Origin of the sequence: Sphingomonas ginkgonis (assembly GCF_003970925.1) — a bacterium.
Taxonomy (GTDB): domain Bacteria; phylum Pseudomonadota; class Alphaproteobacteria; order Sphingomonadales; family Sphingomonadaceae; genus Sphingomicrobium; species Sphingomicrobium ginkgonis.
Genome location: NZ_RWJF01000001.1, coordinates 25,982 through 46,486 on the forward strand (window position 1 = coordinate 25,982; position 20,505 = coordinate 46,486).

Sequence of the window (20,505 nt, forward strand, 5' to 3'; positions counted from 1 at the left end):
CGCCAAAGCACTTGAATTCCAAGCAGCTAATCCTCGTCCTCGTCCTCGTAACCGACCAGGTTCAGCTCGCGCGCCTTGATCTGGTGGAGCATGCACCAGTGCTTGAGCGCCTCCTCGCGCCCGTGGGTGATCCACACCTCGCTCGGCGCCACCTCGCGGATCGTGTGGGTCAGCTCGTCCCAGTCGGCATGGTCCGAGATGATCAGCGGCAGCTCGACATTCTTCTGCCGCGCCCGCTGCCGCACCCGCATCCAGCCCGACGCCATCGCCGTGATCGGGTCGGGCAGCCGCCGCGACCAGCGGTCGTTGAGCGCGCTCGGCGGGCAGATGATGATGTGCCCGCGCATCTCGTCCTTCTTCGCGCCCGTCGCCGGCCGCATCTCGCCCAGCGGCACGCCGAGCTCCTCGTAGAGCCGGAACAATCGCTCCATCGCGCCATGATAGTAGATCGGGTCCTCGTGCCCGCGCCGCCTGACCTCAGCAACCACCCGCTGCGCCTTGCCCAGCGCATAGGCGCCGACCAGCACGCAGCGGTCGGGATTGTCGTGCAGCCGCTGCAGCAGCCGGTCAATCTCCCCGCTCGCGTCGGGGTGGCGGAACACCGGCAGGCCGAAGGTCGCCTCGGTGATGAAGATGTCGCACGGCACCGGCTCGAACGGCGCGCAGGTCGGGTCGGCACGCCGCTTGTAGTCGCCCGACACCACCACCCGCTCGCCCTGGTGCTCGAGGATGATCTGCGCCGAGCCCAGCACATGGCCTGCCGGCACGAAGCTGACGTCCACCTCGCCCACCCGCACCGTCTCGCCATAGGCGACGGGGCACTCGGTCTGCTCGCCGTAGCGCGTGTTCATGATCGCCAGCGTCTCGGGCGTCGCCCACACCCGGCCGTGACCGCCGCGGGCGTGATCAGCATGGCCGTGGGTGACGAGCGCACGCTGCTTGGGCTGCGACGGATCGACCCAGGCGTCGGCGGGCGGTACGTAGATGCCCTCGGGGCGGGGATCGATCCAGGAACCGAGGCGGGGCATCGCGCACTTAAGGGTCGAACGGGCCGGCAGGTTCCCCGGCCGCCCGAGGGAGTGACGTGATGAACGGCAACGAGAACTGGTACTGGAACATCATCTACATCGGCGCGCTCGCCATGTTCGCGGTGCTGCTGTGGGTCGTGTTCCGCTCGAAGAGCCGCGGCGCCGAGATGAACGACGACCAGACCAACCGCGCGACCAAGGACCTCTACCGGGCCGAGCACGACGCCCACAAGGACGAGCCCGGCAGCGGCCTCTGACGGACGGCCTTTCCCTTCCGCCGGTCGTCGCCGACTGGTTCGCCGCCAAGGGCTGGGCGCCCCGCCGCCACCAGCTGGAGATGCTGCAGCGCGCCCGCGCGGGGCGAAGCGCGCTGCTGGTCGCGGCGACCGGCGCGGGCAAGACGCTCGCCGGCTTCCTGCCGACCATCTGCGAGCTGGCCGAGGCGCCGGAAGAGGGCCTCCACACCCTCTACGTCTCGCCGCTGAAGGCGCTCGCGGTCGACGTCCAGCGCAACCTCCTCACCCCGATCGAGGAGATGGGGCTCGACATCCGCGTCGAGACCCGCACCGGCGACACCCCGTCCGACCGCAAGGCCCGCCAGCGCGCCCGCCCGCCGCAGGTGCTTCTGACCACCCCCGAGAGCCTTTCGCTGCTGCTGTCCTACCCCGACAGCTTCACCATGTTCGAGAAGCTCGAGCGGATCGTCGTCGACGAGATCCACGCCTTCGCCCGCGAGAAGCGCGGCGACCTTCTCTCGCTCTCGCTGGCCCGGCTGCAGGCGATCCGTCCCGGGCTCCAGCGGGTCGGCCTCTCGGCCACCGTCAGCGACCCCGACGCCTATCGCGCCTGGCTCGCCCCCGATGCCGACGAGGAGCTGGTCGACCTCGTCATCGGCGATCCCGGGGCGGAGCCCGAGCTGTCGATCCTGATCCCCGAGGGCCGCGTCCCCTGGTCCGGCCACTCCGGCCGCTACGCCGCTAAGCAGGTGATGGAGCTGGTCCAGCAGCACCGCACCACGCTCATCTTCTGCAACACCCGGAGCCTCGCCGAGCTGATCTTCCAGGACCTGTGGAACGTCAACGCCGATGCGCTGCCGATCGGAATCCACCACGGCAGCCTCGCGCTCGAGGCGCGGCGCAAGGTCGAGGCGGCGATGGCCGACGGGCGGCTGCGGGCGCTGGTCTGCACCTCCTCGCTGGACCTCGGGATTGACTGGGGCGAGGTCGAGCTGGTGATCCAGATGGGCGCGCCCAAGGGCTCGTCGCGCCTGCTCCAGCGGATCGGCCGCGCCAACCACCGCCTCGACGAGCCCTCCAATGGGATGATCGTGCCGGGCAACCGCTTCGAATATCTCGAGGCCCGCGCCGCGCTGGACGCGGTCGACGCGCGCGAGCTCGACCCCGAGATCTTCCGCCCCGGAACGCTCGACACGCTTGCCCAGCACATCCTCGCCTGCGCCTGCGCCGCGCCGTTCGAGCAGGCCGAGCTGCTCGCCGAGCTCCGCTCCGCCGCGCCCTATGCCGGGCTGACCGAAGAGGTCTACGACCATGTCCTCCAGTATATCGCCACCGGCGGCTATGCGCTGAAGGCCTATGACAAGTTCCGCCGGCTGACCGAGGAGCCTCCCGGCTCCGGCCACTGGCGGATCACCAAGCCGCAGGTCGCCGCGCAGCACCGTCTCAATGCCGGGATCATCGTCGACAATCCGATGCAGGACGTCCGCTTCAAGAACGGCCGCCTGCTCGGCAAGGTCGAGGAAGGCTATGCCTCGACCCTCTCGGTCGGCGACCATATCTTCTTCGCCGGCCTCTCCCTCGAAGTCGAGCGGTTCAAGGACAGCGACATCATCGTCCGCGCCTCGGCCAAGGAGGCCCGGCTCGTCACCTACGGCGGGCAGCGGATGAGCATGACCACCCACCTCGCCGACCGCGTCCGCGGCTTCCTCGCGACCCCCGCGGAATGGCCGCGCTTTCCCGACGACGTCCGCGAATGGCTGGAGGTGCAGCAGCGCCGCTCCAGGCTCCCCGAACCCGACCAGCTGCTGGTCGAGACCTTCCCGTTCGAGAAGCGCCACTACATGGTGATGTACAGCTTCGAGGGCTGGAACGCGCACCAGTCGCTCGGCATGCTGATCACCAAGCGCATGGAGAAGGCGGGGCTGAAGCCCCTGGGCTTCGTCGCCAACGACTATGCGCTCGCGGTCTACGGGCTGGAGAAGATCGCCGACCCCGCGCCCCTGCTTTCGCCGGACATTCTCGAGGCCGAATTCGTCGAGTGGGTCGAGCAGTCGATGCTCTTGAAGCGCGCCTTCCGCGAGGTGGCGGTGATCGGCGGCCTCGTCGAGCGCCAGCACCCGGGCAAGAAGAAAACCGGCAAGCAGGTCAGCTTCTCGACCGACCTCATCTACGACGTGCTGCGCAAGTACGAGCCCGAGCACCTCCTGCTCCGCGCCGCCTGGGACGACGCCCGCGCCCGGATGACCGAGCTCGGCCGCCTCGCCCGGCTGGTCGAGCGGGCGCAGGCGCAGATGGTCCATGTCGACGTCAACCGCGTCACTCCCATGGCCGTCCCGCTGATGGTCGTGATCGGCCGCGAGGCCCTCCCCGCCGGCTCCGAGGCCGAGGATTCGCTGCTGATCGAGGCCGAGGCACTCGCCGCGGAAGCGATGCGGCTGGACTGAAGCCCGCCGCCCCCGTCATGCTGAACTCGTTTCAGCACCCATCCATCGACGAGAGCCGGCACCGGAAGTCGGGTGCTGAACCAAGTTCAGCATGACGAAAGAAAAACCGAAGCTATGGTGCCCTCATGCGCGTCCTGCCTGTCCTTGCCCTCGCCCTCGTCCCGACCCTCTCCGGCTGCATCGTCAGCACCGTCGCCTCGACCGCGGTCGATGTCGTCTCCGTGCCGGTCAAGGTGGTCGGCGCCGGCGTCAACGCCGTCGTTCCCAACCAGCGCAAGGCCGACGAGAAGCGCGGCCGCGAGCTTCGCAAGGAAGAGGAGCGCCGGGGCCGCGAGGCGCGCGAGGCGGCGTATCGCTGCCGCAAGGGCCGTCCGCTGCCCACCGACGATTGCCAAGCCGCGCCGCCGCGCTAAGCGGGAGCGTGCGCTACTTCCTCGACACCGAGTTCAACGGCTTCGGCGGCGCCCTGCTCAGCCTCGCGCTGGTCCCCGAGCATGGCGACGAGGAGCTGTACCTGACCTTCGCGGTCGATGACCCCCTCCATCCCTGGGTCGAGCGGCACGTCATCCCCTATCTCGACCATGTCCCGGCCCGCTTCTCCTGCCCGCGCACCAGCCTCGCGCACGGGGGCCTGGCAGTCGCCAACTTCCTCGCCGCCGACACCGACATCGAGATCGTCGCCGACTGGCCCGAGGACCTCGCGCTGTTCTGCCGCCTGCTGCTGACCGGCCCGGGCGACATGGTGGCCATCTCCGGGCTCCGGCTCCAGCTCATCCGCCTCCCCGGGTTCAGCGTCGCCGCCAACAGCCAGGTGCCGCACAACGCGCTCCACGACGCCCGTTCGCTGCGCGACCATGTCCTTGCCAACAATTATTGAGCGGTCCGCCCGGGACGCTTCTCCAGCCGCCGAATATCGCCATAAAGGCGCTTCACAAGTCGCTGAGGAAGCGGCTAAACATCCGGTCATGGTTCCCCTTTCGTTCGCCGGTCAAGAATTCCTCGCCGATCCTCAGGGCGCGCTGTTCTGGCCGGCCGAATGCGCGCTTCTGGTTGCCGACCTCCACCTTGAGAAGGCGAGCTGGTTCGCCCGGCTCGGCCAGTTCCTGCCGCCCTACGACAGCATGGCGACGCTCACCGCGCTGGCCGAGCTGGTCGACCGCGTCATGCCGACCCGGCTCTATTGCCTGGGCGACAGCTTCCACGACAAGTTCGGCTGCGACCGGCTCCCCCCGGCGGCGCGCGAGCTGCTGACCGGGCTCACCGCGCGGCTCGATTGGGTGTGGATCATCGGCAACCACGACCCGGGCTTCGCCGACCATTGCGGCGGCCGGATCGTCGAGGAAGCCTATGTCCGCGGGCTGGTGCTGCGCCACGAGGCGGACCCGTGCGATCCCCGGCCCGAGCTCAGCGGCCATTACCACCCCAAGCTCCGGCTGACGCTGCGCGGCAAGAACGTCGCCCGCCGTTGCTACGTCGCCAGCGACAGCAAGCTGATCCTGCCCGCCTTCGGCTCGCTGACCGGCGGACTCGACGCCCACCATCCCGAGATCGTCCGCAAGCTCGGCGCGGGCAGCACGGCGCTGGTGCCGGTCGCCGACCGGCTGCTCCGCTTCCCGCTCCCCGCCTAGGCGGGCGGGGCGAGCCGCGCGGGGACCAGCCCGCGCACGATGTTCCCGACGAAGAAGCCGTCGCGCAGGTCCTCCGGCCGGAGGTCCGCCTCGGTCGCCCGGCCGCTGTCGACCAGGCTCGCGCGAAGCACGCCGGGCAGCACCCCGCGGGCAAGCGGCGGCGTCAGCAACCGCCCCTCCTTCTCGACGAAGACCGAGGTGAAGCTTCCCTCGGTCACCCGCCCCTCGGGGTCGGTGAAGATGGTCTCGAACGCGTCGGACGCGCGCGCCTCCTCGTAGAAGTCGCGCGCGGTGGTCTTGTACTGCAGCCGCCAGTCGTCGGTCGGGATCGGCAGCGGCTTGACCGCCACCGCGACCGGGTCGCGCTCGGGCTCGGGCAGGGTGCGGACCTCGACCGCCATCTGCCCGGTCGGCGAGAGGAGCAGCCGGGCGAGGCTGACCACCTTGCGCCCGAAGGTCGCCGCCTGCAGCTCGTTGCGCACCGCGTGGCGGTCGAAGCGGAAGTCCAGCGCCTCCGCCGCCTTGCTCAGCCGGTCGAGGTGGCGGTCCAGCTCGACGATCCCGATCTGGGGATCGAACCGCATGGTCTCGATGAGGTCGACGGGCGGGTTGGGCCGGGTCACGAACGCTCCCTTGGCAAGGCACTCGGCCCACTCATCGCTGGCTTGGCTGTCGACCACAAGCCCCGATCCGAGCCCGAGCGTGGCCAATTTCTGCCCATTCCGGCGCTCGAGGGTGCGGATCAGCACGTTGAAGCTGGCGTCGCCGCCGGGCTCGATCCAGCCCATCGAGCCGGTATAGGCGCCGCGCGGCGAGGGCTCGAGCTCGCGCAGCGCCCGGATCGCCGCCACCTTCGGCGCCCCGGTCACCGACCCGCATGGGAAGATCGTCCGCAGCACCTCGACCGCGTCCACCCCGTCGCGCAGCGTGGCGGTGACCCGGCTCACCATCTGCCGCAGCGTCGGATAGGTCTCGACCGCGAACAGCTCGGGCACCGCGACGCTCCCCGCCACCGCCACCCGCGCGAGGTCGTTGCGCAGCAGGTCGACGATCATGAGGTTCTCGGCGCGCTGCTTGGGGTCGCCGCTCAGCGCCTCGGGCGGCTGCGACAGCGGCGCCGTGCCCTTCATCGGCCGCGCCTCGATCGTCCGGCCGCGGATGGTGAAGAACTGCTCGGGGCTGAGCGAGAGCAGCAGGTCGCCGTCCTCGCGCGCGAGGATCCCGCCCCACGCCGCATGGGCCGCGCTCCGCAGCCCGGCGTAGAGCGACAGCGGCGAGCCGAACAGGGCGACGTCGCAGCCGAAGGTCAGGTTGGCCTGGTAGAAGTCGCCGGCGAACAGATGCTCGCGCACCCGCCCCGCCGCCGCGGCATATTCCTCCTCGGTCCAGCGCGGGCGCGGGCGCCCGGCGTGCCCGCTTCCCGCCGCCGGGAGCCAGCGCTCGGGCTCGACCCGCTCATAACCGTCGAACAGTCCGAACCAGGCGAGCGGCCCCGCGCCCTGCCGGTGCCCGGCGGCGAGCGTCGGCTCGAACGCGTCGCCCGCCTCGTAGGCGAGGTAGCCCGCGGCGTGGCGACCCGCGCCGAGCCCCGCGCGCAGCCTCTCGAGCGCCGGTCCGACCTCGTCGAGCCGGTCCGCGCGCACGATCTCGACCGGCCGCGCATAGAGCCGCGCGTGTCCGTGCCGCGCGTCGTCGAACAGGATGAACGCCCCCACGGCGACCGCATTGACGCAGCCGGCCGCCCCCGACAAGCTCGCAGCTTCACGGTGGGGGGAACGACGATGCGTCACTGGCTTCTCGCGCTGACGCTCGCCGCCACGACTGCTCCCGTGGCCGCGCAGCCGATCCCGCCCGCGGTCCAGGCGCGGATCGACCGCATCCTTCGCCGCACCCAGCTGATCGACGGCCACAACGACATCGCCGAGCAGCTCGCCGAATCGCACGGCTCGAGCGTCGCCGGCCTCGCGTCGGGGACCGACCGCTGGCCTGACCACCCGCTGATGACCGACATGGCGCGGCTCCACGCCGGCCGGCTCGGCGGCCAGTTCTGGTCGGTCTACATCGATGGCACCTACACCGGCGACGAGGCGATCCGCCGCACGCTCGAACAGATCGACATCGTCGAGCGGATGATCGCCGCCTACCCGGCCGACCTCGAGCAGGCCTTCACCGCCGCCGACATCGTCCGCATCCATCGCCGCGGCAAGGTCGCCTCGCTGATCGGGGTCGAGGGCGGCCGGCAGATCGGCGGCTCGCTCGCCGCGCTCCGCCTCTACTACCGGCTCGGCGCGCGCTACATGACGCTGACCCACAACCAGACTACCGAATGGGCCGACAGCGCGACCGACGAGCCGCGCTTCCACGGCCTCTCCCCGTTCGGCCTCGCCGTCGTCCGCGAGATGAACCGGCTTGGCATGCTGGTGGACCTCAGCCACGTCTCGCCCGAGGTGATGCGGCAGGCGATTGCCGCCAGCCGCGCCCCGGTCATCTTCTCCCATTCCTCCGCCCGAGCGCTCAACGACCATGTCCGCAACGTCCCCGACGACGTGCTCCGCCTGCTACCCGCCAACGGCGGTGTGGTGATGGTGAACTGGGTGCCCGGCTTCATCTCCCCCGCCCGCATGGCGCACGACGCTGCCCGCGCCGCGGAGGAGGCCCGACTCAAGGTCTACAACCGCGCCAGCAAGGCCGGGGTCGAGGCCGGGCTCAAGGCGTGGGACGCGGCGCACCCCGCTCCGCCGGTCGACGTCCGCACCGTCGCCGACCACATCGAGCAGGTCGCGCGGGTCGCCGGCCACGACCATGTCGGGATCGGTGCCGACCTCGACGGGATCGATGCCACCCCGACCGGTCTAACCGGGGTCCAGTCCTACCCGCTGCTGTTCGCCGAACTGATCCGCCGCGGCTGGAGCGACGCCGATCTCGCGAAGCTCGCCGGCGGCAATGTCCTGCGCGCCCTGCGCGGCGCCGAGGCGACCGCCCGCGCGATGACGGACGTGCCGCCGGCGATGGACCGCTTGCCAGTCGAGGTCCCCACGCCCAAGTGACCGGCATGTCCGATCCCACCCCGCCCCTACAGGCGACCATCATTCCCGTCACCCCGCTCCAGCAGAACTGCACGCTTCTCTGGTGCACGAAGACGATGCGCGGCGCCTTCGTCGATCCCGGCGGCGACCTCCCCCGGCTCAAGGCCGCCGCGGCGCAGGCCGGGGTCACGGTCGAGAAGATCCTCCTCACCCACGGCCATATCGACCATTGCGGTCAGGCCGGGATGCTCGCGGAAGACCTCGGCGTGCCGATCGAGGGGCCGCAGGAGGAGGACCGCTTCTGGATCGCCCGGCTCGAGGAGGACGGCCGCAGCTACGGCATCGACGCCCGCCCGTTCGAGCCCGACCGCTGGCTCGAGGACGGCGACACGGTGAGCGTGGGCGAGCTGGTCTTCGCGGTCAGCCACACCCCCGGCCACACCCCGGGACACATCGTCTTCCACCATTCCGAATCGAACCTCGCGCTGGTCGGCGACGTGCTGTTCCAGGGCTCGATCGGCCGCACCGACTTCCCCCGCAGCGACCACCAGGCGCTGCTCGACTCGATCGTTGGCAAGCTCTGGCCGATGGGCGGCGAGACGATGTTCATCCCCGGTCACGGGCCGATGTCGACCTTCGCCCGCGAGCGCCAGTCGAACGGCTTCGTCGCCGACCGCGTGCTCGGCACCCCGGCCGGGGCTTGAGAGGTTGCACCGACGCACTTTTTCGCTATAGGGCAGCCCGGTCGCGGCGATCCCCCCAGCCAATCCGGGCGTGGGTCGTCGCCTTCATTTTTTCAGTGAGACAGGTGCCGCAATGGCCGTTCCGAAGAGAAAAACCTCGCCCTCGCGGCGCAACATGCGGCGCAGCCACCATGCGCTGACCCCGGCGAGCTTCCAGGAGTGCTCGAACTGCGGTGAGCTCAAGCTCCCGCACAATCTGTGCACGGCCTGCGGTCACTACAACGGCCGCGAGATCGTCTCGACCGAAGCCTGACGGCAGCGCGGGGAGCGCGCGCGTGGCCGAGCAGCCCAGCCCGCGGATCGCGATCGACGCCATGGGAGGTGACGAAGGGCCGGCGGCCATCGTCACGGGGATCGCGCGCGCCGCGCGCGCCGACAAGTCCCTCCGCTTCCTCGTCGTCGGCGATGAGCCGGTGCTCCGCGCCGAGCTCGCCAAGCACCCCAAGCTCGACGGGGTCGCGGCCATTCAGCATGCCCCCGACGCCATCGCCGGCGGGGAAAAGCCGAGCCAGGCGATCCGCCGCGCCCGCACCACCTCGATGGGGCTGGCGATCAATGCGGTGAAGGAAGGCCGTGCCGACGCCGCGCTGTCGGCCGGCAACACCGGCGCGCTGATGGCGATGGCCAAGCTCGCGCTCCGCACCATGCCCGGCATCGACCGTCCGGCGCTCGCCGCCCTGCTGCCGACGCTCGGCGACAAGGACCTGGTCATGCTCGACCTCGGCGCCAACACCGAGTGCGACGTCCAGAACCTCGTCCAGTTCGCAGTGATGGGCTCGGCCTATGCCCGCACCGGGCTCGGGATCAGCCAGCCGCGGGTCAAGCTGCTCAACATCGGCACCGAGGAGCTCAAGGGCACCGACGAATTGAAGGAAGCCGCCGCGTTGCTGCGCGAGGCGAGCTTCCTCCCGCTCAAGTTCGAGGGCTTCATCGAGGGCGACCAGCTGGCCCGCTCGCAGTGCGACGTCGTCGTCACCGACGGCTTCTCCGGCAACATTGCGCTCAAGACCGCCGAAGGCACCGCGCGCTTCGTCACCGATCTCCTTCGCCGCGCCTTCACCAGCTCGCTGCGCTCCAAGGCGGGCTTCGCCCTGTCCAAGCCCGCGCTCCACATGCTCAAGGTCCATCTCGACCCCAACAACCACAATGGCGCCGTCTTCCTCGGCCTCAACGGGCTGGTGGTGAAGAGCCACGGCGGCGCCAATGCCAAGGGCATCGCCAACGCCGTCCAGCTGTCGGCGCTGATGGTCCGCAACAACATCACCCAGCGGATCGCCGAGGACCTCGACAATTTCCGCGCCCACGCTTTCGCCGAGTCCGCCAAATAATGATTCGTTCGGTTATCAAGGGCACCGGCTCCGCCCTGCCCCGGCGCAGCGTATCCAATGCCGAGATGGCGCAGATGGTCGACACTTCGGACGAGTGGATCGTCGAGCGAACCGGCATCCGCAACCGCTACTTCGCGGGCGAGGGCGAGACCACCGCCAGCCTCGCCGCCGATGCCGCCCGCCAGGCGCTCGCCGAGGCCGGCCTGTCGCCGCAGGACGTCGGGCTGATCGTCCTCGCTACCGCTACCCCCGACCAGACCTTCCCCTCCTCCGCGACCAAGGTCCAGGCCAGCCTCGGCATCAGCGACTGCATCGCCTTCGACGTGCAGGCGGTGTGCAGCGGCTTCCTCTACGCGCTGACCGTCGCCGATTCGATGCTCCGCGGCGGCAACGCCAGGGCGGCGCTGGTGATCGGCGCCGAGACCTTCAGCCGGATCCTCGACTTCGAGGATCGCACCACCTGCGTCCTGTTCGGTGACGGCGCCGGCGCGCTCGTCCTCCAGGCCGAGGAAAGCGAGGCCGGGATCCTCGCCACCAGCCTCCACGCCGACGGCCGCCATAACGAGATGCTCTACGTCGACGGCGGCCCCTCGACCACGGGCACCGTCGGCAAGCTGAGGATGAAGGGCCGCGAGGTCTTCCGCCACGCCGTCGTCAACCTCGCCGAGGTGCTGTCCCGGGTGCTCCGCGAGGCCGGGCTCGAGCCCGCCGACGTCGACTGGGTGGTCCCGCACCAGGCCAATGCCCGCATCCTCGACGCCACCGCGCGCAAGCTCGGGCTGGCCGCGGAGAAGGTCGTCGTCACCGTCGACCGGCACGCCAATACCTCGGCCGCCTCGGTCCCGCTGGCGCTCGACACCGCGGTCCGCGACGGCCGGATCCGGCGCGGCGACCTGCTGGTTCTCGAGGCGATGGGCGGCGGATTTACCTGGGGCGCCGCCGCGATCCGTTACTGACGACTGAATCTACTCCAAAATTCTGGCATAAGTCGAATTGCCGACAAAGGCTTAATCGGTTAACTTGCCACGGCGCTTGGGGAAGCGTGAGGGAAACAGGGGCGGAGAATATTATGGCCGATGCGGGTGTTCCGCGGAGCGGGAGCAATCTCGAGATGCATGGGGGAACGCTGACCCGTGCCGATCTCGGCGACGTCGTCCACCGGCGTCTGGGACTGAGCCGGGCGGAGAGCGCCGGGCTGGTCGAGCGGCTGCTCTACCACATGTGCCACGCCCTCTCGGAGGGCGAGAACGTCAAGATCTCGGGCTTCGGCAGCTTCATCCTGCGCGACAAGGGCGAGCGGGTCGGCCGCAATCCCAAGACCGGGATCGAGGTGCCGATCGCCCCCCGCCGCGTCATGACCTTCCGCGCCAGTCAGATGATGCGCGACAGGATCGCGCGCGGGTAGCCGCGTGGTCGGCGTCGGCAAGGACCCGCAGGCTTTCCGGACCATCGGGGAGCTGGCGGAGGAACTCGGCGTCGCCCAGCACATCCTGCGCTACTGGGAGACGAAGTTCCCGCTGCGTCCGCTGCAGCGCGCCGGCAATCGCCGCTACTATCGCCCCGCCGACATCGAGCTCGCGCGCCGCATCCACCGCCTGCTGAACGAGCAGGGCTACACCATCCGCGGCGTTCAGAAGCTGCTCAAGGACGGCGGGGCCGAGCCCGAGGCGTCGCCCGCCGCGATCGAGCCGGCGGTCGCTCCCGGCACCAGCACCGACGACCTCCGCGCCATCCGCGCCGCGCTCGCCGAAGCGCTCGATTCCTAAGCTTCGAATGCCCGCTCCTTTCAGGGAGTGGGAGGGTGACCCCGGCCCGAGCTAAGGCCCCACCGCCTCCCGCGCCGCCACCTCCTCGCCGACACTACCCCCGCGGAAGCCCCGCACCCGCGCGATCGCCTCGTCCAGCGGCACCCGCGACACCCGCACTCCCGCCGGGAAGGCCGAGAGCAGCCGCGACGGCATCGCCGCCGACAGGATCACGAACTGGCCGCGGTCGCCGTGCCGGCGGATAAGCCGGCCGAACGCCTGCGCCAGCCGCGCCTTGATCACCCGGTCGTCATAGGCCGAGCCGCCGCCCGCCATCCGCCGCGCCGCGTGCAGCACGGTCGGGCGCGGCCACGGCACCCGCTCCATCACCACCAGCCGCAGCGACTCGCCCGGCACGTCGACCCCGTCGCGCAGCGCGTCGGTCCCGAGCAGGCTGGCGCGCGGATCGTCGCGGAACATGTCGACCAGCGTTCCGGTGTCGATCGGGTCGACATGCTGGGCGAGCAGCGGCAGCCCCTCCCGCGCCAGCCGGTCCGCGATCCGGCTGTGCACCGCGCGCAGCCGCGAGATGGCGGTGAACAGCCCGAGCGTCCCGCCCCCCGCCGCCTCGATCAGCCGCGCATAGGCGCCGCTGAGCGCCGGCAGGTCCCCCTGCTTGACGTCGGTGACGACCAGCACCTCGGACGAGCCGCCATAGTCGAACGGGCTCTCCGCGGCGAAATGCTCGACCGGCACCTGGAGGTGGCTCGCCCCGGTCCGCCCCTCGGCGCCGCTCCAGCCCTCCTCGCCCCCCCGCAGCGTCGCCGAGGTGACCAGCACCCCGCTCGCCGGGGCCAGCACCGCCTGGGCCAGCGGGCGAGTCGGGTCGAGCCAGCGGCGGTGGATCGCCACGTCATATTCGCGCCCCTCGACCCGATCGACCGCCAGCCAGTCGACGAAATCGGGATCGCCGCTCCCCGCCACCCGCGCCAGCAGCGCGATCCACGCCGCCAGCGCGCCGCCGCGCCAGGTCAGCCCGGCGATCGCTCCCTCGACCCGCGCGCGGGCTTGCGCGTCGAGCCAGTCGGGCGCTTCCTCGAGCACCGCCTCCAGCCGTCGCCCGAGCGCCGCCAGCGGCCGCTGCAATCCTTCGAGCGCCTCCATCGCCGCGACCGACGCCGACACCAGCGCCGCGTCCGGCTCGGCCAGCTCGGTCTCCAGCCCATACCCCGCGTCCTGCGCCTTGGCCCTGGCGTAAACCGTGCCGCGCACCTCGGCGAGCAGATGCTCGAGCGACCCAAACGGGTCGTTCTCCGCCAGCCGTTGCAGCCAGCCGTCGCTCGGCAGATGCCGCGCCGCGTCGACCGCCGCGTCGAGCGCTTCGGCCCCCGGCTCGTCGTAGCTGCAGACGTCCATCAGTCGCGCCGCCAAGCCTCGCCGCCGCCCGCGCGAGCTCTTCTCCGGGCCGACGATCCAGCGCCTCAGCTCGATCATCTCCTGCCCGCCGAGCACCACCGCGAAGGTCGAATCCGACGCGTCGAACAGGTGGTGACCCTCGTCGAACAGGATCCGCTCGGGCGGCCGCTGCATCCGCGCCCGCGCCGCGTTGACCATCACCAGCGCATGATTGGCGATCACCAGGTCGGCGTCCCGGCTCGCCCGCTCGGCGCGCTCGATGAAGCAGCGGCGGTAATGCGGGCAGCCGGCATAGACGCACTCGCCGCGGCGGTCGGTCAGCGCGGTCGCCCCGGCGCGGCGGAACAGGCTCGGCAGCCAGCCCGGCAAATCGCCGCCGACCATGTCGCCGTCCTTGCTGAACGCCGCCCAGCGCCCGACCAGCTGCGCGAGGATCGCCGCGCGGCCGGAGAAACTCCCCTGCAGCGCGTCCTCGAGGTTCAGGAGGCAGAGATAATTCTCCCGCCCCTTGCGCACGACGATCCGGCTCTTGCGCTCCTCCGCGTCGGGGAACAGCCGCGCCCCTTCCGCGTCGAGCTGCCGCTGCAGCGCCTTGGTATAGGTCGACACCCACACCGCGCCGCCCGCTTCCGCCGCCCACAGCGAGGCGGGCGCGAGATAGGCGAGCGTCTTGCCGATCCCCGTCCCCGCTTCCGCCAGCATCATTTTCGGCCCGTCGCGAAGCCGCGCCCCGAACACGCTGGTCGCCGCCGCCGCCATCGCCTGCTGCCCCTCGCGCGCCTCGGCACCCTGGCCGGTCAGAAGCCCGAGCCGCTGCTTCGCCTCCTCCTCGCCGATCCGAACGCTACGCGGGGGTGGCCGGTCGGCGCTCTTTTCCCATTGCGGCAGCCGCGACCACAGCATCCGCTCGCCGCGCTCGGGCCGCACCAGCGTCATCCCGACCAGCGGCGCCCAGCCCCAACCAAGCCGGTGCAGCGTCGCGTTGCTGGTCCACGCCCCCTCGCGCTCGGCCCAGTCCCGGTTTGTCATCCCCTCAAGCAGCGCGCGCGCGATCCGCACCAGCAGCGCCGCCCCCTCCGCCTCGCCCGCCGGAGCCGCCAGCCCCACCGCGCGCGCCATCCCCGCCACGGTCGGCACCGCGAAGCGCGCCGGGTGGACGAAGGCGAACAGCTCGAGCAGGTCGAGCCCGGACAGCTCCGGATAGCCCAGCCGCTGCCCCACCAGCGGCGCGTTCAGGATGATGTGCGGGGTTTCCGCCGCCCGCGCGATCGCCTCGCCCCGAGCCACCGCGCGGACCTCGCCCAACCCGTCGACGAGCCAGATCCCGGCATGGGTGGCGTGGAGGGCGGGAAGTGGCGGCAGGGTCACCCGCCGGAAATGGGCTGCCCGGAACGAATTGGCAACGGCGATCCTGCGGCCGCTCGGCAATCGCCGGCCGGCGCCCCGCCTTGCCGCCAGGCGACGCGTTCCCCCGCGTCTCCTTTTTGAACGCTCGAGCCCCAGCCGCGTTGGCGTGCTTGACAAGGCAAGACCGCGTGCATCATCCCGGGTTTAACTCCGGGTAAACACCAGCGTTAGGGAACACCGCCGTGAAGGATCTCATCGGACGGACCAGCAAGGCGCTCGGCGTCGACGACCAGGTCATGCCGCTGGTCGAGAAGATGCGGGCCTTCCGCGACCGCAAGAAGGTGCAGGAGGCGCACCGCTCGGTCGAGCAGGCGTGGGTCGACCCGCGCATCCGCTTCCCCGCCTACGCCTCGATGGACCGGTTCATCGACGTCGACCGCCTCCGCGCGCTCGAGCCCGTGCTGCGCGAAAAGCTCGCCCCGCGCCAGCAGGACGACGGCAAGTTCTGGACCGGCCCCTACACGCTCGACCTGCTCGACAACCGCATGGCCGGCTCGCGCCTCGTCGAACTGTCGAAGAACAGGCGCGGGACCAGCTCGGAATATGCCGACCTCGACAAGGCCGAGCTGTGGGAAGTGTCCGAGCACGCCGCCGCCTTCCCCGAGGTGATGGACTTCATCGCCACCATGCCGTTCAAGTCGGTCGGCCGGATGCTCATCATGTACGACTTCAACGGTAAGCGCGTGCCGGCGCACCGCGACCATGACCGGACCGAGCAGGTCCACGACTTCATCTGGTTCCGCCCCAACCTCAAGAAGCCCTTTTTCGTGATGGACAGGCAGAGCGGCGAGAAGAAATATTTCGAGGGCTACAGCGCCTGGTTCGACACGGTGAACCAGTTCCACGGCGCCGACGCGGTCGAGGGATTCTCGATCAGCCTACGGGTCGACGGCGTCTTCACCGACGAGCTGCGCGCGCTGATCCCCGTCCCCGACCGGAATCTCGCCTCCACCTCCGCCCTGTGGGCCTGCACCGGCGACCGGGCGGCGACCAGCCACTGAGGCCTCGGCAGCCGTCCTGGCGCCAGCCGAACCGCGGCACCTTTCCTGAGCGGCAGCAGGCGCGCGAAGCGCTACGACCATAATTGGCTGCGGCTTCGGATGGATAGCGGACGTCGACCTGACTACGAGAACTGAATGGCACGCAACTTCTGGCAACAGCTCGGCGATCACCTCGGCGTCCAGGTCATCTCACCATTTGTATTCCAGGGAGGCCTAGGTCCAGTGGAGTTCACAGCACTGCTGACACAGTTCGGTGCTCCTCGGGGGATGGTGGTCGATGGTGACCTCGGCGTTATCGACGCCCACACTGACGCGCTTTTGAACGCGGGCTACGGATACTCATGTTGCGAGGGCGGCGACTACAATGAGGCGGAACCGTCCCTAGACATGCTCCGCGACTGGGAATGGTCTAGTGAAACAGCAAAGCCAGTTTGGCTCTAGATGAATGCCCACAATAGGCGGTAGCCGGACATAGCGACCGGCAAGGAGACCGACCGGTTGAAGGGGCAACCGCTGGCGGTCGAGCAGCGCGCGGCCGATCCGCCACTGCGGCATGTCGGTCAGACCGGGATTAGCTGAAGCAACCCCGCTCCCCGGTTGAAAGAGGGAAGGAAACGAAGCGCTGGGGCGGGAGGCCGGGCCACACCACCCGTCATGCTGAACTGGTTTCAGCACCCACTTCGCTGCCACGGCGTGCCAGCAGGCGGGCGCTCAGCATCCGCCGCACCGGGATGTCGTAGAGCCGGAGGCTGGCGTAAGCGAGCGCCACTGAGGCGACGAACACTCCGGCGCCGACCAGCGCACCCTCCGCACCGGGCACCTTCCGGTCCACGACCCAGCCGGTGTAGATGTAAATCAGCGGATAATGTGTGATGTAGAGCGGGTAGGAGAGATCGCCGAAGAAGCGGGCGACCCGGATCGACGCGCCCTCCTCGCGCTTCTCGCCCGCGCCGATCGCCACGATCAGCGGGAACAGAAGAATAATGCAGCCCGCCTCGTACAGCCCGTTAAGCCAGAGATGTTCGGTCCCGCCGATCCGTGGCAGCGAGAGGGAGACGACCAGCAGCAGGCTGCACAGGAGGAAGGCGTGGCGGACCACGATGCGGGTTCCCAGCCGCATCAGCAGCACTCCGGCGAAGAAGGGAAACAGGACTCGCGACAGGCCGATCTGGATCCCGCTCGCATCCAGCGCCCAGCCGCCGATCAGGTCGCCGCGGGCTCCGAACACCGCCAGGCCGACAAGCGCCGCGCCCCCGACCGCGACCAGGATGCCCAGCCCGCGGTTGGAGAGCTTCCGGACCCCCACGGCATAGAGGATGTTCGCGACATATTCGTAGAACAGCGACCACGCCGGCCCGTTGAGCGGATAGATTTCGTCCCAGCCGCGGATATCGGCCGACTTGGGCAGCGGGATCATCAGCGCGCCGAGCAGCATGACGAGCAGCACCTGTCCCGTCGAGGCTCCCGCTACCTTGGGAAAGACCGAGAAGTCCTGGAACCAGAACAACGCCGCGCCGATCAGGCTGCCGAGGACGATCATCGGCTGCAGACGGATCAGGCGACGCTTGTAGAAGCCCCACTGCGTCATCCGCCCCCACCGGTCGTCGTAGGCGTAGGCGATCACGAACCCCGACAGGAGGAAGAAGAAGTCGACCGCGAGATAGCCGTGGTTGATGATCTGCTTCTGGGGGTCGTTGTCGGCATAGGCCTCGAACAGGTGGAACACGACCACCAGAAGCGAGGCGACGCCGCGGAGCCCGTCGAGCACGACATAATGGCTCTTCCCCGGCGCTACCGCCGAGGTCGAGGTTGCTGCCGACGAATCATCCATGGTGCGAGCGCCCCTGCCTTACCCCTCCTCCCATGGCAGTCGCGGGCGCATCCGCCCAGTGGCGATCGCAGCGGGCGCGTCGACGAACGCGCAGGATGTCGGAAAGAGCGCCGTCGGACAGGCGGTCGGGCGTGGGCCGATCAGCCCGATTCCCTGACCCGCTCGCGCTGCCACAGCAGCATTGCCAGGATGCCGCACAGGACACCGGCGAGGCTCAGGCCGATGGGGATCCAGCGGTTGATGTGCGCCGAATCGACGATCAGGCTGGCGAGGACGAAACCGAGGCAGGCGAGTTGCGCTGCAGGCACGCGGGACATTGGCGACCCTCCGTCTGAGGACCGCGAGCTTACGGGGAAGCCGGCCTTCCTGTCCATCCGGGCGCCCGGCCTGGCGCGCCGGCTAGAACAGCCAGGCCAGTCCCAGCCCGATCAGCGTCCAGGCGCCGACCGCCAGCCCGGTCACCAGCATCACGCTGGCGCGCAGCGGGATCCGGTCGTCGGCGGCGGCGGGCTCGGCCTGCGCGGCGGCGATCCGCTGGCGCACCGAGTCGAACGTCTCGCCATCGACGATCGCCCGCTCGAACGGGCTCTGCAGCACCGCCGCGCTGATCGCGGCCGAGGTGATGCTCTGGCGGAACTCGCAGCCGAAGAAGCGGCCGCTGCTCCACACCACCCGCGCCTCGCTCGGGCCGCGTTCGGGGATGTCGACGACCAGCGTCTCGCCGATCGTCAGCTCGCGCGCGGTCTCGATCAGCAGTCCGGTCGGCGACAGGTCGCGGATGAGGATCTCCGTCTCGTCGTCGGAGAGGACCGAGCCCAGCCGGAGCGGACGCCGCTCCGCCGTGCGCCGGCTGCCGCCCTTCGCCGCCGAGGGGCTTTCGACCTCGGGGGTCGAGCCGGCACGCTTGGAAGCACTCATGAAGCCAGCGATGAACGGAAAATCTTAACGATCCGTTGAAGCTGGCCCCGATCCGGCGATCCCGATCGCGCGCCGCCCCTTGCCTTCGCACCTGCGAACAGACATTCGGGCGGGGATGACCGACGACGCGCTCCGCTCCGCCGCCCTCACCTCCAAGGCCTGGCCGTTCGAGGAAGCGCGCAAGCTCATGAAGCGCTGGCCCGACGGCAAGCCCGGCGGCGAGCCGATGGTCTTTGAGACCGGCTACGGCCCCTCGGGCCTCCCCCACATCGGCACTTTCACCGAGGTGCTCCGCACCACCTGGGTCCGCCGCGCCTACGAGACCCTGACCGGCGGCGCGCCCACGCGCCTGATCGCCTTCAGCGACGACATGGACGGGCTGCGCAAGGTCCCCGACAACGTCCCCAACCCCGCGCTGTTGCAGGAAGCGCTCGGCAAGCCGCTGACGAAGGTCCCCGACCCGTTCGGCTGTCACGAGAGCTTCGCGCATCACAACAACGCGCTGCTCCGCTCCTTCCTCGACCGCTTCGGCTTCGATTATGAGTTTCTCTCGGCCAGCGACTGCTATTCGTCCGGCCGCTTCGACCCGACGCTCCGCTCCGTCCTCGCGCACTTCGACGAGATCATGGGCGTCATGCTCCCGACCCTGCGCGAGGAGCGGCGGCAGACCTATTCGCCCGTCCTCCCCGTCTCGCCCTCGACCGGCCGCGTCCTCCAGGTCCCGGTCCGCGTCGTCGACGCGGCGGCCGGCACCATCGCCTTCACCGACGAGGACGGCAGCGAAGTTACCCAGTCGGCGCTCGGCGGCATGGCCAAGCTCCAGTGGAAGGTCGACTGGGCGATGCGCTGGGTCGCGCTTGGCGTCGATTACGAGATGGCGGGCAAGGACCTCATCGACAGCGTCGTCCAGTCGGGCAAGATCGCCCGGGTGCTTGGGCAACGCCCGCCCGAGGGCTTCAACTACGAGATGTTCCTCGACGAGAAGGGCGAGAAGATCAGCAAGTCCAAGGGCAATGGCCTCGGGCTCGAGGACTGGCTGACCTACGGCAGCGAGGATAGCCTCGCCTTCTATCTCTACCGCGAGCCAAAGAAGGCCAAGAGCCTCCACCTCGGCCTCATTCCGCGCGCGGTCGACGACTATTGGCAGTTCCGCGAGAAGTGGCCCGACCAGCCGCCCGAGCAGAAGCTCGGCAATCCGGTCCACCACATCCACGAGGGGAAGGTCCCCGCCTCGACCCTGCCGCTCAGCTTCGGGCTGCTGCTCAACCTCACCAGCCTGCCCGGAGTCGCCGACAAGGACACCGCCTGGAAGTTCGTCCGCCGCTACCAGCCCGACCTTTCGCCCGAAGCGAACCCGGAGCTCGACGAGCTGATCGGCCTCGCCGTCAACTACGCCCGCGACTTCGTCGTCCCGACGCTGAAGCGCCGCCGGCCAGTCGGAATGGAAATCGAGGCGCTCAACGAACTCGACGGCATGCTCGCCGTGCTGCCCGCCGACGCCAGCGCCGACGAGATCCAGAACCAGGTGTTCGAGATCGGCAAGCGCCAGCCCTTCGAGTCGCTCCGCCACTGGTTTCAGGCGCTCTACGAAACGCTGCTCGGCTCGCCGCAGGGTCCCCGCATGGGCAGCTTCATCGCGCTCTACGGCATCGACAACAGCCGCCACCTGATCGCCCAGGCCCTCGCCAGCGCGGAAGGCTGACGCGGGCCGCGCGGCCTGTCGCCGGAATGCATCAGGGCGGCGACCAGTCGCT

21 protein-coding genes are annotated in these 20,505 nt (G+C 69.9%); 15 read left to right on the forward strand and 6 right to left on the reverse strand.

Translation table 11 applies throughout. The features are described 5' to 3' along the window. Nucleotides 1-26: 26 nt before the first annotated feature. A complete protein-coding gene (locus HMF7854_RS00155) occupies nucleotides 27-1,028 on the reverse strand; it encodes a ligase-associated DNA damage response exonuclease (protein WP_126717263.1) in 1,002 nt (333 codons plus the stop codon). Between the two features lie 59 nt (nucleotides 1,029-1,087). Between HMF7854_RS00155 and HMF7854_RS00160 the strand changes: the two genes are divergently transcribed. The 5 genes from HMF7854_RS00160 (at nucleotide 1,088) to pdeM (ending at nucleotide 5,336) form a co-directional block, all read left to right on the forward strand. Further along, a complete protein-coding gene (locus HMF7854_RS00160) occupies nucleotides 1,088-1,285 on the forward strand; it encodes a hypothetical protein (RefSeq protein ID WP_126717264.1) in 198 nt (65 codons plus the stop codon). Beyond that, complete coding sequence (locus HMF7854_RS00165) at nucleotides 1,282-3,708, forward strand: ligase-associated DNA damage response DEXH box helicase (protein WP_126719967.1); 2,427 nt, start codon at nucleotides 1,282-1,284, stop codon at nucleotides 3,706-3,708. The genes HMF7854_RS00160 and HMF7854_RS00165 overlap by 4 nt, the downstream gene beginning before the upstream one ends. 125 nt (nucleotides 3,709-3,833) lie before the next feature. Next, nucleotides 3,834-4,121, forward strand: a complete 288-nt coding sequence (locus HMF7854_RS00170; protein ID WP_185829097.1) for a hypothetical protein — start codon at nucleotides 3,834-3,836, stop codon at nucleotides 4,119-4,121. 8 nt (nucleotides 4,122-4,129) lie between these two features. After that, complete coding sequence (locus HMF7854_RS00175) at nucleotides 4,130-4,585, forward strand: hypothetical protein (protein WP_126717265.1); 456 nt, start codon at nucleotides 4,130-4,132, stop codon at nucleotides 4,583-4,585. 88 nt (nucleotides 4,586-4,673) lie between these two features. Then, complete coding sequence (gene pdeM / locus HMF7854_RS00180; protein ID WP_126717266.1) at nucleotides 4,674-5,336, forward strand: ligase-associated DNA damage response endonuclease PdeM; 663 nt, start codon at nucleotides 4,674-4,676, stop codon at nucleotides 5,334-5,336. Here the strand turns inward: pdeM and HMF7854_RS00185 are convergent. Then, entirely contained in the window at nucleotides 5,333-7,051 is a 1,719-nt protein-coding gene (locus HMF7854_RS00185; RefSeq protein ID WP_239016771.1) for a chorismate-binding protein, read from the reverse strand. The two genes, pdeM and HMF7854_RS00185, sit on opposite strands and share 4 nt — an antisense overlap. Nucleotides 7,052-7,117: 66 nt before the next feature. Here HMF7854_RS00185 and HMF7854_RS00190 point away from each other — a divergent pair, with 66 nt between their 5' ends. From HMF7854_RS00190 to HMF7854_RS00220, 7 genes are all read left to right on the forward strand, one after another. Then, entirely contained in the window at nucleotides 7,118-8,383 is a 1,266-nt protein-coding gene (locus HMF7854_RS00190; protein ID WP_126717267.1) for a dipeptidase, read from the forward strand. A gap of 5 nt (nucleotides 8,384-8,388) precedes the next feature. Continuing rightward, nucleotides 8,389-9,066, forward strand: a complete 678-nt coding sequence (locus tag HMF7854_RS00195) for an MBL fold metallo-hydrolase (RefSeq protein WP_126717268.1) — start codon at nucleotides 8,389-8,391, stop codon at nucleotides 9,064-9,066. A 112-nt stretch (nucleotides 9,067-9,178) separates the two neighbouring features. Continuing rightward, nucleotides 9,179-9,358, forward strand: coding sequence for a 50S ribosomal protein L32 (rpmF, locus tag HMF7854_RS00200; RefSeq protein WP_126717269.1), 180 nt, complete (start codon nucleotides 9,179-9,181; stop codon nucleotides 9,356-9,358). Between the two features lie 22 nt (nucleotides 9,359-9,380). Continuing rightward, nucleotides 9,381-10,433 (forward strand): phosphate acyltransferase PlsX, encoded by a 1,053-nt coding sequence (gene plsX, locus HMF7854_RS00205; protein WP_275401994.1) that lies wholly within the window; start codon nucleotides 9,381-9,383, stop codon nucleotides 10,431-10,433. Next, nucleotides 10,433-11,389 (forward strand): beta-ketoacyl-ACP synthase III, encoded by a 957-nt coding sequence (locus HMF7854_RS00210; protein WP_126717270.1) that lies wholly within the window; start codon nucleotides 10,433-10,435, stop codon nucleotides 11,387-11,389. Before plsX ends, HMF7854_RS00210 begins: the two co-directional genes overlap by 1 nt. Before the next feature lie 113 nt (nucleotides 11,390-11,502). Further along, nucleotides 11,503-11,838, forward strand: coding sequence for an integration host factor subunit alpha (locus HMF7854_RS00215; protein WP_239016772.1), 336 nt, complete (start codon nucleotides 11,503-11,505; stop codon nucleotides 11,836-11,838). 4 nt (nucleotides 11,839-11,842) lie between these two features. Next, entirely contained in the window at nucleotides 11,843-12,199 is a 357-nt protein-coding gene (locus HMF7854_RS00220) for a MerR family transcriptional regulator (protein WP_126717271.1), read from the forward strand. Between the two features lie 51 nt (nucleotides 12,200-12,250). On the opposite strand, the gene HMF7854_RS00225 is transcribed toward HMF7854_RS00220, so the two are convergent. Continuing rightward, nucleotides 12,251-14,962: an ATP-dependent DNA helicase gene (locus HMF7854_RS00225; RefSeq protein WP_420822355.1), complete on the reverse strand. Its 2,712-nt coding sequence runs from the start codon at nucleotides 14,960-14,962 to the stop codon at nucleotides 12,251-12,253. A 221-nt stretch (nucleotides 14,963-15,183) separates the two neighbouring features. On the opposite strand from HMF7854_RS00225, the gene HMF7854_RS00230 reads away from it, so the two are divergent. After that, nucleotides 15,184-16,002: a hypothetical protein gene (locus tag HMF7854_RS00230; RefSeq protein ID WP_126717272.1), complete on the forward strand. Its 819-nt coding sequence runs from the start codon at nucleotides 15,184-15,186 to the stop codon at nucleotides 16,000-16,002. Nucleotides 16,003-16,137: 135 nt separating this feature from the next. After that, nucleotides 16,138-16,443 (forward strand): hypothetical protein, encoded by a 306-nt coding sequence (locus tag HMF7854_RS00235; RefSeq protein ID WP_126717273.1) that lies wholly within the window; start codon nucleotides 16,138-16,140, stop codon nucleotides 16,441-16,443. Nucleotides 16,444-16,654: 211 nt separating this feature from the next. On the opposite strand, the gene HMF7854_RS00240 is transcribed toward HMF7854_RS00235, so the two are convergent. The 3 genes from HMF7854_RS00240 to HMF7854_RS00245 form a co-directional block, all read right to left on the reverse strand. Further along, the gene (locus HMF7854_RS00240) at nucleotides 16,655-17,833 is read right to left on the reverse strand and encodes an acyltransferase family protein (protein WP_126717274.1); all 1,179 of its coding nucleotides are present in this window, start codon (nucleotides 17,831-17,833) and stop codon (nucleotides 16,655-16,657) included. 140 nt (nucleotides 17,834-17,973) lie between these two features. After that, a complete protein-coding gene (locus HMF7854_RS15610) occupies nucleotides 17,974-18,141 on the reverse strand; it encodes a hypothetical protein (protein WP_185829098.1) in 168 nt (55 codons plus the stop codon). A gap of 91 nt (nucleotides 18,142-18,232) precedes the next feature. Then, nucleotides 18,233-18,751 (reverse strand): PilZ domain-containing protein, encoded by a 519-nt coding sequence (locus HMF7854_RS00245; RefSeq protein WP_126717275.1) that lies wholly within the window; start codon nucleotides 18,749-18,751, stop codon nucleotides 18,233-18,235. Between the two features lie 115 nt (nucleotides 18,752-18,866). Here HMF7854_RS00245 and HMF7854_RS00250 point away from each other — a divergent pair, with 115 nt between their 5' ends. Further along, nucleotides 18,867-20,453: a lysine--tRNA ligase gene (locus HMF7854_RS00250; RefSeq protein ID WP_126717276.1), complete on the forward strand. Its 1,587-nt coding sequence runs from the start codon at nucleotides 18,867-18,869 to the stop codon at nucleotides 20,451-20,453. Nucleotides 20,454-20,505 lie beyond the last annotated feature (52 nt).